Source organism: Romboutsia weinsteinii (assembly GCF_002250835.2).
Classification (GTDB): domain Bacteria; phylum Bacillota; class Clostridia; order Peptostreptococcales; family Peptostreptococcaceae; genus Romboutsia_A; species Romboutsia_A weinsteinii.
The window spans coordinates 1-12,687 of the sequence record NZ_NOJY02000063.1 but is presented as its reverse complement, the minus strand read 5'-3'; the positions used below and the strand labels follow the sequence as shown (position 1 = coordinate 12,687).

13 protein-coding genes are annotated in these 12,687 nt (G+C 32.4%); all 13 read right to left on the bottom strand.

The window, feature by feature from the left end; translation table 11 throughout:
- Positions 1-111: 111 nt before the first annotated feature.
- The gene (locus tag CHL78_RS17680; RefSeq protein WP_094369114.1) at positions 112-795 is read right to left on the bottom strand and encodes a M23 family metallopeptidase; all 684 of its coding nucleotides are present in this window, start codon (positions 793-795) and stop codon (positions 112-114) included.
- Between the two features lie 87 nt (positions 796-882).
- Complete coding sequence (spoIID, locus tag CHL78_RS17675; RefSeq protein ID WP_094369113.1) at positions 883-1,920, bottom strand: stage II sporulation protein D; 1,038 nt, start codon at positions 1,918-1,920, stop codon at positions 883-885.
- A gap of 80 nt (positions 1,921-2,000) precedes the next feature.
- Positions 2,001-3,254: a UDP-N-acetylglucosamine 1-carboxyvinyltransferase gene (murA, locus tag CHL78_RS17670; protein WP_199534112.1), complete on the bottom strand. Its 1,254-nt coding sequence runs from the start codon at positions 3,252-3,254 to the stop codon at positions 2,001-2,003.
- A 21-nt stretch (positions 3,255-3,275) separates the two neighbouring features.
- Positions 3,276-4,019: a YwmB family TATA-box binding protein gene (locus tag CHL78_RS17665; protein ID WP_094369111.1), complete on the bottom strand. Its 744-nt coding sequence runs from the start codon at positions 4,017-4,019 to the stop codon at positions 3,276-3,278.
- Between the two features lie 235 nt (positions 4,020-4,254).
- Complete coding sequence (gene glmS / locus CHL78_RS17660) at positions 4,255-6,084, bottom strand: glutamine--fructose-6-phosphate transaminase (isomerizing) (RefSeq protein WP_094369110.1); 1,830 nt, start codon at positions 6,082-6,084, stop codon at positions 4,255-4,257.
- 322 nt (positions 6,085-6,406) lie between these two features.
- Positions 6,407-7,753 carry a phosphoglucosamine mutase gene (glmM, locus tag CHL78_RS17655; RefSeq protein ID WP_116041639.1) on the bottom strand — a complete coding sequence of 449 codons (1,347 nt, stop codon included), beginning with the start codon at positions 7,751-7,753 and terminating at the stop codon, positions 6,407-6,409.
- Between the two features lie 165 nt (positions 7,754-7,918).
- Positions 7,919-8,473 carry a 2-oxoacid:acceptor oxidoreductase family protein gene (locus CHL78_RS17650; protein ID WP_094367075.1) on the bottom strand — a complete coding sequence of 185 codons (555 nt, stop codon included), beginning with the start codon at positions 8,471-8,473 and terminating at the stop codon, positions 7,919-7,921.
- 1 nt (position 8,474) lies between these two features.
- Positions 8,475-9,230 carry a thiamine pyrophosphate-dependent enzyme gene (locus CHL78_RS17645; RefSeq protein ID WP_094367076.1) on the bottom strand — a complete coding sequence of 252 codons (756 nt, stop codon included), beginning with the start codon at positions 9,228-9,230 and terminating at the stop codon, positions 8,475-8,477.
- Positions 9,230-10,306, bottom strand: a complete 1,077-nt coding sequence (locus CHL78_RS17640; RefSeq protein WP_094367077.1) for a 3-methyl-2-oxobutanoate dehydrogenase subunit VorB — start codon at positions 10,304-10,306, stop codon at positions 9,230-9,232. The genes CHL78_RS17645 and CHL78_RS17640 overlap by 1 nt, the downstream gene beginning before the upstream one ends.
- 25 nt (positions 10,307-10,331) lie before the next feature.
- Entirely contained in the window at positions 10,332-10,547 is a 216-nt protein-coding gene (locus tag CHL78_RS17635; RefSeq protein ID WP_094367078.1) for a 4Fe-4S dicluster domain-containing protein, read from the bottom strand.
- Between the two features lie 42 nt (positions 10,548-10,589).
- Positions 10,590-11,267 (bottom strand): ATP-binding protein, encoded by a 678-nt coding sequence (locus CHL78_RS17630; protein ID WP_094367079.1) that lies wholly within the window; start codon positions 11,265-11,267, stop codon positions 10,590-10,592.
- Positions 11,268-11,339: 72 nt separating this feature from the next.
- Entirely contained in the window at positions 11,340-12,434 is a 1,095-nt protein-coding gene (buk, locus tag CHL78_RS17625) for a butyrate kinase (RefSeq protein WP_094367080.1), read from the bottom strand.
- 16 nt (positions 12,435-12,450) lie between these two features.
- A partial coding sequence (locus CHL78_RS17620) for a phosphate acyltransferase (protein ID WP_274541866.1) occupies positions 12,451-12,687 on the bottom strand: 237 nt, incomplete at its 5' end.

The following is a 12,687-nucleotide window of genomic DNA, read 5'->3' as shown; positions in this document are numbered from 1 at the left end:
TATATGCGATCTCAATACTTTCCCCCCTCACATTCTTGCCTTAATGATATATATGTGAGGACAAAAAAAAATATAACAGACTTAATCACATTTAATTAAGTCTGTTATATTTTATTTTAATAAATCCATAGGGTTTATTGATTTTTCGTCTTTATAAGCTTCTACATGAACGTGAGATCCGTCTTCACTTTCAACCTTAGTTGTATTTCCTACTAATCCTATGCATTGACCTTCTTTAATTTTATCATTCTTAACTACTTTAATATTCTCATCTAAACCAGAGTAAACTACAACAGTTTTATCTTCAGAAATCACTTTTACTGATGTACCATACTCATCATCTTCAAATACTTCAGATACAGTCCCATTTAGTATGGATTTAACTTCAGCACCTTTTTTAGCACTAACATCTATACCTTTATGTATTTCCCATACATCCAATGTTTTCGAATAACTAGGTTCTTTTTCTGAGTATTCTCTTATCACTTTACTTCCTATAAAGCTTAGTTTTGAATTATTATCTATGTCATTTTGCGCGTTAGTTTCTTTTTTATCTCTGTCACTTTTGGCTTTTTCTAAGTTTTTATCCGAGTCAGTTGTAGCTGGAACAACACTATCTTTGTCTTTATTTTTATCAATTAGATGTATTTCATCCTCATCATTTGTTAGTCCATTATTTGAAGCTAATTTATTAACATTATTGTTTGTGAACCAAACTCCACCTACTGCAACTAAACAAATACATGCAAATAAAGCCAAATAAAAACCATCTTTTTCAAGTAACTTTTTCTTCATACAGCACCTCCAAATATATTTATACATTTAGAGTGTTACCTGCATTTTCTATCTTTATACAATTTTTGTAAATTTTACTTATGATTTTTAATATATATCCTTTATTTCTGTTCCTGTATAATAATGCAATAGTATGTCATAGTATTTATATCCTTCTTGAGCCATGCCTTCTGCTCCCCATTGGCTCATACCGACTCCATGCCCATACCCTTTTACTTTAAATGTTGCATATTTATCATCAAAATTTATATCAAAGTTAGCAGAATTTAATTTAAATATACGTCTTATATCTCTTCCTGTTAACTCTTTATTTCCTATTTTTATATTATTTGCTGCTCCTCCATTACTTCTATCAATTATTTTAACTTGATTATCTAAATTAGAAGCTGTAAGTCCTGCCCCACTATAACTTTTATTTATATAGTTTGCAAACTCTTCTCTACTTACCTTTACTTCAGATTCAAATTTTGGAGAAATAGTATCATACTTACTTTCTACTGATTTTAGATATGGATATTTAGCAGAGAACACTTCCTCACTATTTTCTGTTTTGCCAGAAGATGTTGAAAAATATAAGGGTTGTATTGCTTTTTTGTCATATGTAATAATTTGGCCTTTGGTTTCCCTAACAGCTTGTTGAATTTTTGAGTAAGATTCTTTCATCCACTTTTCACCATTTGTTCTTTTTAATTGTTCAGAACTTTTATACTCTTGGCAATGTTCATAGTTAGTACATACTGGAGCATCACTGTGTTGTGAAGGATTCCCTTGCTCTTGTTTATATATAACAAAGGTTCTAGCCGCTACAGCCTGAGCTTTTAGAGCCTCTAGTTCAAAACTAGGAGACATCTCCCCAGACAGTACTCCACACAGATATTCTTCCATATCCATATCTTGTGTTTTTCCCAATATATGGTTATATACTTTTATATTTGGTGATTTTTTGTCTATTGTTTCGTAGCTTACTATCTTTTTACTCTGCTTATCCTTACTTTCATTACTAACATTTATATTTTTTTCGATTTTAACCTCTTCTTTATCACCGTAAGATACTACGCTAATAAAGATTGGTAGTGATATACTTAATACCACTACTCCAGCTAAAGCTATTATAGGGTTCTTCATATACTTTTCCTCCTTAGCATTAATCTTGCCTTAAAGTATATGAACAACCCTGTTTTTTTATTACTATTACATATAATAGATTAGTCTTCTATTATTTTTATATTTCCGCCCAATGCAGTTATTTTCTTGTCTATATCAACGTATCCTCTTTGAATGTGGTATATTTCACCTATTTGAGTTTCACCTTCAGCTATAAGTCCACATAGTATAAGTGCAGCTCCTGCTCTTAAATCTGTAGCATTAACCTTAGCTCCATGTAATTGATCTACTCCATTAACTACGGCGCTTCTTCCTTCTATCTTTATGTTAGCTCCCATTCTATTAAATTCAGCAACATGCATAAATCTATTTTCAAAAACAGTTTCTATAACTACACCAGTACCATTAGCTATTGTAAGCATCGCCATAAATTGAGCTTGAACATCTGTTGGGAATCCTGGATGAGGTAAAGTCTTAATATCTATAGGCTTTAATACATCTGGTCCTATTACTCTAACAGCATTATCCATCTCTATAATTTCACAGCCAGCTTCTATTAATTTAGCTACTACTGGCTTAAGATGCTCTAACATTACGTTTTCTATTGTTATATCACCTTTTGTCATAGCTGCTGCAACCATGTAAGTTGCTGCTTCTATTCTATCAGGTATTACAGTATGCTCAGCACCTATAAGTTCTTTAACACCTTTAATTCTTATCGTATTAGTTCCAGCACCTTTAACGTTAGCTCCCATTTCATTTAAGAAATTAGCTAAGTCTACTATTTCTGGTTCTTCTGCCGCATTTTCTATTATAGTTGTACCTTCTGCTAATGCAGCTGCCATCATTATATTTTCAGTAGCTCCTACTGATGGAAAATCTAGGTATAATTTGCTACCAGTTAATTTCTTAGTTGTAGCTTCTACGAATCCATGATCCATATCTACCTTAGCCCCTAAGTATTTAAATCCTTTTAAGTGTAAATCTATAGGTCTAGTTCCTATAGCACACCCTCCTGGCATCGATATCTTAGTATGATTAAATCTCGCAAGTAGCGGACCCATAACTAAGAATGACGCTCTCATCTTTCTTACAAGCTCATATGGAGCTTCACAAGTTGTTATATTACTAGCATCTACAGTTAGTACTGTATCTTTATATTCTACTTCAGCCCCTAAATGTCTTAATAAATCAGATATAACATGTACATCTCTTAAGTTTGGAACTCCTCTTAATGTAGATTTTCCTTTCGCTAATAATGTTGCAGCTATTATTGGTAAAACTGCATTTTTTGCTCCATCTATTTTAACACTACCTTTAAGTGCATCACTCTTTCTAACAATTATCTTTGCCATTGTATTAATTCTCCTCATTAATTAATAATCTAATTTAATAATCGGTGTAGCTACATATATAAGAGTCTTCTCTTCGTTCTCGCTATACCTCATTCCTATATTCAAATTTATCTTATTTCCTAAATATTCTAAGTAACTTCCGCTTAATATTTTACTATATGCGGTTACTGATACAAAGTTCTCTTCTTGTACTTTATCAATTTGTTCAGCATTCATATTATATAATATATTGTTAAAAATATCATCATATTTATTTATTTGTAACTTTTTATTAAATTCTCCTGCCACACATATATACATGTCTAGCTGAGAAGCTTTTTCATTTATTGTATTTTCAAGGATTGTATAAATATCCACTATATTTTTATATACTTTATTGTCGAATATGTCAACTATAATATATGCTTCTTCACTATTTTTCTTAGTACAAGCTATAGAAATATTCTTATCATTATCTTTAACTTGAGCAAATACCTGACTTTGACCATTGCTATCTGTCTCATCCCATTTTATATCATTTTCTTCTAAACCTAAATTACTAATAATTTCCATGCACAAATATCTTAATTCATCCTTCGTTATATCGTAATTTATAATGGAATTTGCTTTTATATTATAAAATTTAAAATTTGCATCTGTGCTCTCAAAAGCTTCTACAAGCTCATTATATTCATTTTCTTTAGATATATTTACATCTGCATAAGCTGTTATCATTCCAATTAATATTAATAGTGTTATACTAGTAATCCATTTTATTATTTTCATATAAGATCCCCCTTAGAATTATCAATTTTAATATTAGAATTATTGACAATTTCAAAGAGTATATACTATTTATAATTAGTTAAATTTTTCAACCTTTATTACCTTTATTCTACATAATTTATATAATTGAAATATTTATTTCAATTAATAGATAAATAAAATGTCTATAATAAAAAAATAGAATCTTAAATCGTAATTAAGATTCTATTTTGGTTTATATTAATTTTTTAAATTATTATTCAACTGTTACTGATTTAGCTAAGTTTCTTGGTTTATCTACATCGCATCCTCTTTCTATTGCAACGTAGTAAGATAATAATTGAAGTGGTAATACTGTTAATATGCTTGATAATATATCATCTACATTTGGTATATATATTACCTTATCTGCAGCTTTTTCAACTTCCTTATTATGCTCTTGAGCCACTGCTATAACATAAGCTCCTCTTGCTCTAACCTCTTCCATGTTAGATAGCATTTTTTCAAATAAATTATCTTGAGTAGCTATAGCTACAACTGGTGTACCTTCTTCTATTAAAGCTATTGTACCATGCTTTAATTCACCTGCTGCAAATGCTTCAGCGTGTATATAAGATATTTCTTTTATTTTTAAAGCACCTTCCATAGCAAGATTATAATCTAATCCTCTACCTAGGTAGAACGCACTATTTGATTTCTTTAATTCTTTAGCAACAACATCTTTTATATAAGTTTCTTGTTCTAATGCTTTTTCAACTAATTCTGGCATTTCTTTTAATTTTTCTATCATTTCATTGTAGTACTCTCTTGTTATTGTACCTTTCTTTATAGCAAAATCAAGTGCTATCATGTAGAATGATACTAATTGAGTAGTATATGCCTTAGTTGATGCAACTGATACTTCAGGACCTGCCCAAGTATAGAATACATCGTCTGATTCTCTAGCTATAGATGAACCAACAACATTAGTTACTGATAATACTCTAGCACCCTTAGACTTAGCTTCTCTTAAAGCCGCTAACGTATCTGCTGTTTCTCCAGATTGACTTACTAATATTAATAAAGTATTTTCATCAATAAATGGATTACTATATCTAAATTCAGATGCTATATCAGTTATTACTGGTATTTTAGCAAATTTTTCTATTGCAAATTTACCAACAAGTCCTGCATGATAAGCTGTACCACAAGCAACTATATAAACTCTATTTATTTTATCTAAATCTTCTTTAGTCATTTTTATATCATCTAATTGGATTTCTCCATCAGCATTTAATCTTCTTATTAATGTTTCCTTAACTCCGTTTGGCTGCTCATATATTTCTTTTAACATAAAGTGATCATATCCACCTTTAGAAGCAGCTTCTACATCCCAAGTTATTTCGTTTACTTCTTTTTCAACAACTTCTCTATTTTCATTTAAGATAGTAACTTTGTCTCCTACTATGTGAACAAACTCACCGTTTTCTAAGAAGTATACATTTCTAGTATATTTTAATATCGCAGGTATATCTGAAGCTATGAAGTTTTCACCATCTCCAAGACCTACTACTAGTGGGCTATCTTTTCTTACAGAAACTAATTCATTAGCATTGTCTGAACAAACAACACCTAATGCATAAGCTCCTCTTAATCTTTCTGTAGCCTTGTAAACAGCATCTAATAAGTTTCCTTCATAGAATTTATCTACTAAATGAGCTACAACTTCTGTATCTGTCTGAGATAAGAACACAACACCTTCTGCTTGTAATTCTTCTTTTAATTCCATATAGTTTTCTATTATACCATTGTGGACAACAGCTATTGTCTTATCCATATTGAAGTGAGGATGAGAGTTTACATCTGATGGAGCACCATGAGTTGCCCATCTTGTATGCCCTATGCCTAATCCACCTGCTATAGGGTTCTTTTCTAAATCTTCTGCAAGTACTGCAAGTCTACCTTTAAACTTTCTTATTTCTAATTCATTTCCAGTGTTAACTGCTACACCTGCAGAGTCATATCCTCTGTACTCTAACTTAGAAAGTCCTTCTATAAGAACCTCTGTTGCCTGTCTGTTTCCTAAATATCCAACTATTCCACACATATTTGTGTCCTCCTAAAAATATTATTTGTATATATTTTCAGAGTTCGGTCATATACGTTTACTTAAGCTTCTCTTTGTCCACTAGATCACTCCAATGTTTTAAAGAAGTTTTTCGATGGTAAACACACCGCAGAGCACCCGCCGATAATTCGATTAACTCTGACCTCGTCAACTTAGTATTGTGTAACTTAAAAAAAATAATTCACTAAGTTCTGGCGCTTAGAAAGTGAATACTAAGACTATGTCTTAATACTTCACTCCTATTACTATTTTTTAGTTTTAGGAAATGTACCTAAATTTATCTTAGTATTCACTTTTCAATTTACGATAGTTTCTCTTGTATAAGATTAGCTAAATTTGTAGCCAATTCTTTTATTTGACCTTGCTCTTTACCCTCTAACATTACTCTAACTAGCGGTTCTGTTCCTGATGGTCTTATTAAGACTCTTCCATTACCATCTAATAGAGTTTCTATCCTTTGTATTTCACTACTTATCTCTGGATATTCCATATATCTATTTTTATTTTCATTCTTTATTCTTGCGTTAACTAGTACTTGTGGATACTCCGTCATTACTGATGCAAGTTCTGATAAAGTTTTTCCTTCTTCTAGTACTATTTTAGCAAGTACTAATGAACTTAAAGTTCCATCACCTGTAGTTATATGATCTAAGAATATCATATGTCCTGATTGTTCTCCTCCAAGACTATATCCACTCTTTTTCATTTCTTCTAGCACGTATCTATCTCCTACAGCAGTAGTTGCTAACTTTATGCCATGCTCTTTAGCTGCTATAGTAAGACCTATATTACTCATTACTGTAACTACTAGTGTGTCTTCTGCTAATTGCTTCTTACTCTTTAAGTGTATAGCACTTAATATCATTATATGATCGCCATCCACTATTTGTCCCTTTTCATTTACAGCTATTAATCTATCTGCATCTCCATCATATGCAAGACCTAAGTCAGCATTGTGCTTTAATACAGCTTCTTGTAAGCTTTGTGGATGAGTCGAACCACAATTATCATTTATGTTATTTCCATCTGGGTTGTTATTTATAGCTACTACACTAGCTCCTAATTCTTCAAATACTATTGGAGCAACCTTGTAAGCAGCACCATTAGCACAATCTAATACAACTTTTAACCCTTTAAAATCTACATTTATTATAGCCTTAAGATAATCAACATAATCTCTTTGTGCATCATGTTTGTGTAGCCTTTTACCAACTTCAGCTCCAACTGGATGACAATCTACTTTTTCTATAGAATCAATATATTCTTCTATCTTTAATTCTACCTCGTCATCTAATTTATATCCATCTTTATTAAAGAATTTTATACCGTTATATTCAACTGGATTGTGAGATGCTGAAATAACTACACCACAGTCTGCATTATATTTTTTTGTTAAATAAGCAACTGCTGGCGTAGGTACTACACCTACCGTTATTACGTCACAACCAACAGACATTAATCCAGCTATCAAAGAAGCCTCTAGCATATCTCCTGATATTCTAGTGTCTTTTCCAACTACAACCTTAACTCTGTGGTCTCCCTGAGCTAATACATATCCACCAGCTCTTCCTAGCTTATAAGCTAAGTCACAAGTTAATTCTGTATTTGCTATTCCTCTTACTCCGTCCGTACCAAAATATTTTCTCATGAAAAAATCTCCTTTCATTATGAAAAGCTTCTAAAATTATAATATATTATATCTTCTATATAAAAGTGTTTTATTTTCTATTATAAGTCATAGACTTATTTTAATACTTAAATAAAAAAAAGACAATAGAAATGTTTCTATTGTCTTTTTTTGATACTCTTTAGACTACATTGCAGTTTCTTTTACTGCTAATCCACCCTTTTCTAAAGCTGCTTTATTTAATGGAACAAACTTTTCTTTACTAGGTCCAAACACTTTCTTAAATGCTTCTAAAACAGAATCAACTTCTACTGTTTCACTTACTTCTAGATAAGAACCAAGCATTATCATATTTGCAACTTTAGGGTTTCCAAGTTCTGCTGCGATTTCATTTGCTGGTATATAATATACGTCTACATCCGTTCTCTCAATTTTTCTATCTATTAATGAACTATTTATTAATATTTTTCCACCTGGTACTACATCTTTTTCAAATTTTTCAAGAGATGGTAAGTTCATTATTATAGCACATGTTGCGTCATCCGTTATAAGCGGAGATCCAACTGGTTTATCTGATACTGTTACTGCACAGTTAGCAGTTCCTCCACGCATTTCTGGACCATATGATGGTAACCAAGAAACTTCTTTACCTTCTAACATTCCTGCATAAGTAAGTAATTGTCCCATAGACATAACACCTTGGCCCCCGAAGCCTGCACATATTACTCTAGCTGTAGACATATTACTTCACCTCCTTATTAAGATCAATATCTTTTATATTCCCTAATGGGTAATATGGAATCATATTATCTCTTAACCATTGCAAAGATTCATTTGGAGCTAATCCCCAGTTAGTTGGACAAGTAGATAAAACCTCTACTATACCAAATCCTAATCCCGCATGTTGAACTTGGAATGCTTTTTTTATTGCTTTCTTAGCTTTTCTTACATTTGCTGGTGTGTCTACAGATACTCTCTCTACGAATACTGCCCCTGTTAATGTAGCTAGCATTTCACTTATTCTTATAGGAAAACCTTGCTTATCTATGTCTCTACCATCTTGAGCTGTTGTAGCTTTTTGCCCAACCAAAGTAGTTGGTGCCATTTGACCACCTGTCATTCCATATATAGCATTATTTACGAACACTGTAGTAAATTTTTCACCTCTAGCAGCTGCATGAACTATTTCAGCTGTACCTATAGATGCTAAATCTCCATCTCCTTGATATGTAAACACTGTCTTATCAGGGTGAACTCTTTTTATTCCGGTAGCACAAGCTGGTGCTCTACCATGAGATGCTTCTTGCATATCACAATTAAAGTATTTATATGCTAAAACTGAACATCCAACTGGAGCAACCCCTATAGTATCGCCTATTACTCCAAGTTCTTCTATTACTTCACCTACTAGTCTATGAATTATACCATGAGTACATCCTGGACAGTAGTGAGTATTTACATCAGTTAATCCATTAGTTTCTTTAAATACGATAGACATTATCTAGCACCCCCTATAGCTAATTGTTCCTCTACTATTGTTTTTGCTTTATCAGCAATTTCTGTTGGTGATGGAGCCATCCCCCCTGGTCTTCCATGGAAATGAACTGGTAATTTACCTTGTATAGCTAATTGGACATCTTCTATCATTTGACCTGTACTCATTTCTACCGTTAATAAACTTTTAGCATTTGGTATATTATCAAATGCTTCAAATGGGAATGGCCATAATGTCTTAGGTCTTATAAGCCCTGCTTTTATTCCTTCTTCCCTTAATATTTCAATTGCACTTTTAACTATTCTAGAAGTAGTTCCATAAGCTACAAGTACGATTTCCGCATCGTCAGTTTTGTACATTTCGTACTGAACTTCATTTTTTTCTATCTCTTTATATTTTTTTTCTAGCTTTAGACAATGTTGCTCTAATATTTCAGGTTCTAGATATAATGAATTTACAATATTAGGTTTTCTTTCACCTTTTGTTCCAATAGTTGCCCAATCTTTTGGCTGTAGATCTCTCTTTTTAGGTTCATTAAACTCTACTGGTTCCATCATTTGACCTATCATTCCATCTGCAACTACCATTGTAGGTGTTCTATAAAAATCAGCAACTTCAAATGCCTCCATAATCATATCAACAGCTTCTTGAACTGTAGCTGGAGCAAATACTGGAGTTCTATAATCTCCATTTCCTCCACCTCTTGTAGACATAAAATAATCAGCTTGAGACGGTTGTATACTACCAAGTCCTGGCCCACCTCTCATTACATTAAGTACAACACAAGGTAACTCTGCACCTGCTGCATAAGTTATACCTTCTTGCTTTAATGCGATTCCTGGTGAAGATGAGGAAGTCATTACTCTTGCTCCTGCACCTGCTGCTCCATAAACCATATTAATTGCAGCAACCTCTGACTCTGCTTGTACAAACACTCCTTCAACTTTAGGTAGTTCTTTAGACATATATTCTGGTACCTCATTTTGCGGAGTTATAGGATATCCAAAGAAATATCTACACCCAGCTTCTATAGCTGCCTTTCCAAATGCCTCGTTTCCCTTCATAAGTATCTTAGCCATAAAAATTCCCCCTTATTATTTTTAATTAGTCTCTCTCTACTGTTATTACTTGATCTGGGCACATAGTTGCACAATTTGTACAACCTAGGCATTTTTCTACTTCAACAACAGTTGCTGGATTATATCCTTTTTTATTTATTAAGACTTTGTCTATTCCTACAATGTTTACAGGACATACTGGTATACATAGCCCACATCCTTTACAGCGTTCTTGGTTAAAATATACTTTTCCTTTAGCCATTTTTTATAAGCCCCCTTTAAATTTCTATATATTAATCACAAACTACATCCAGTCTTCTCGCATATAAAGTTTAATTGGCATTATTTCTCCTTCTAAATCCTCAGGTAATTGATCTACTAAAGTTTCTAAACAAGCAACATATCTTATTGGTATATCGCAAGTTCTTGAAACTTCTCTCACAATTTCTTGTCCCTTTAGAATATCCTCAACTGTAGTTGATCTAATAAGATGAGTATTATTTACTAGACCTGTTACCTTTAATCTAGATGCCTTCTCTATTGTTTTTATATGTTCAATAACACCTTCTGGAGTCTGAGTTTGTTCCCTATTTGCATTTACTATACAGAACATATCATAATCTGTATCTTCAATAAGCTCACTAAATCGTCCTATTACCCTAGCACCTACATTGTCTCCTCCTACATCAACAACATATTCATATGACTTATCATTCATCGGTGTCATTACCTCAGCTGATACTGCTGGTAAATCCAATGTTGGTGCATTTATAGAACTATCTATTGGTAATATATCTAGAGACCTTAATAAGTCCTTCTTCTCTCTTGTTCTAAAGTATACATTAACTACATCTAAATCTGATAAAGCGACTTTATTGCTAACTAAGCTTCTTAATTTAGTTACATAATTCATTGAAAATTCACTTTTCCCACTACCATAATGTCCTGTTATAATTCTTATTCTCTTGTCGTTAGTTATCATAAAAATCACCTACACTTAATCCCTTATATTATTTATCATAAAAGCTATTCAATCTATTATATAAATAATATTTTAGATATATTCTACTTCCCCTAAATAAACCTTAGCTTCTTCTTGCTCTCTTAATACTCTAAGTCCTCCTTGAACTAATGCTATCATTTCATCTTCTCCTGGATAAACTTTTACATCTGCAACAAATCCAATTCTTTCTGATATCATATCAGTAATTAACTTTGAGTACGCTATGCCCCCTGTTAATAGTACTGCATCTACTCTTCCCTTTAGGACCGCTGCACATGATCCTATTTCTTTACATACTTGATAAACCATTGCTTCATGTATTAATTTCGCATTTTCATCTCCATTAGATATTCTAGCTTCTACTTCTCTAACATCATTAGTATTTAAATATGCTACTAATCCACCATTACCCTTAATTCTTTTCTTAATATCTTCTTGAGTATATTTATCGCTAAAACACATTTTTACCAAGTCACCTACTGGTAATCCACCGCTTCTTTCTGGAGAGAGTGGACCTTCCCCATCAAGTGCATTTGCAACATCTATTACTTTTCCTTTTTCGTGAGCTCCTACTGATATACCTCCACCCATATGAGCTACTATAAAGTTACACTCATCATACTCTTTATTAAGCTCTTTTGCTGCTCTTCTTGCTGTAGCTTTTTGGTTGAGTGCATGGAATATACTTTTTCTATCTAATTCAGGTATACCTGAAATTCTAGCTACATCAATTAATTCATCTACTACCACAGGATCTACAATATATGAGGGTATATTTACTCCATCCCCCATCTCTTTTGCTATAATTCCACCTAAATTCGATGCATGTTCACCTAATACGCCTACTCTTAAATCTTCTAACATAGATTCGTTTACTATATATGTACCACCTTCTATGGGTCTAAGCAGACCACCTCTTCCTACAATTGCAGATAAATCTGATAACTTTATTTCCCCTTCATCTAAGGCTTCTTCTATAACTTTCTTACGAAATTCAAACTGATCAGAGATTTTCTCATACTTACCAACCTCTTGCGAAGAATGCCTTAGAGTTTTTTCAAATATTAATTCTTCGTTGCTAAATACTGCTATTTTAGTTGATGTTGAGCCTGGATTTATTGCTAATATTTTTAACACTTGTTCCACTTAAGTACCCCCTTAATTAAGCCTTATCTGCCATCAATACTCCTAGAGCTATAGAATTTAACTTTGTTTCTTCATTATCTGCTCTAGATGTTAGTATTATTGGAGCTTTAGCCCCAACTATAACTCCTGCGTTTTTTGATTGTGAGAAAAACACTAAAGATTTATATAGAATATTACCAGCTTCAATATCTGGAGCCAATAATATATCTGCCTTACCTGCTATTGGATGATTTATACCTTTATGATTAGCTGC

Bases quoted from the DNA above. Each gene is read 5' to 3' on its own strand.
- CHL78_RS17640 (WP_094367077.1), bottom strand. From the start codon at position 10,306: ATGGCTAAGATACTTATGAAGGGAAACGAGGCATTTGGAAAGGCAGCT.
- CHL78_RS17665 (WP_094369111.1), bottom strand. From the start codon at position 4,019: ATGAAAATAATAAAATGGATTACTAGTATAACACTATTAATATTAATT.
- CHL78_RS17630 (WP_094367079.1), bottom strand. From the start codon at position 11,267: ATGATAACTAACGACAAGAGAATAAGAATTATAACAGGACATTATGGT.
- glmS (WP_094369110.1), bottom strand. From the start codon at position 6,084: ATGTGTGGAATAGTTGGATATTTAGGAAACAGACAGGCAACAGAGGTT.
- spoIID (WP_094369113.1), bottom strand. From the start codon at position 1,920: ATGAAGAACCCTATAATAGCTTTAGCTGGAGTAGTGGTATTAAGTATA.
- CHL78_RS17645 (WP_094367076.1), bottom strand. From the start codon at position 9,230: ATGTCTATCGTATTTAAAGAAACTAATGGATTAACTGATGTAAATACT.
- CHL78_RS17635 (WP_094367078.1), bottom strand. From the start codon at position 10,547: ATGGCTAAAGGAAAAGTATATTTTAACCAAGAACGCTGTAAAGGATGT.
- murA (WP_199534112.1), bottom strand. From the start codon at position 3,254: ATGGCAAAGATAATTGTTAGAAAGAGTGATGCACTTAAAGGTAGTGTT.
- glmM (WP_116041639.1), bottom strand. From the start codon at position 7,753: ATGAGAAAATATTTTGGTACGGACGGAGTAAGAGGAATAGCAAATACA.
- CHL78_RS17680 (WP_094369114.1), bottom strand. From the start codon at position 795: ATGAAGAAAAAGTTACTTGAAAAAGATGGTTTTTATTTGGCTTTATTT.
- CHL78_RS17650 (WP_094367075.1), bottom strand. From the start codon at position 8,473: ATGTCTACAGCTAGAGTAATATGTGCAGGCTTCGGGGGCCAAGGTGTT.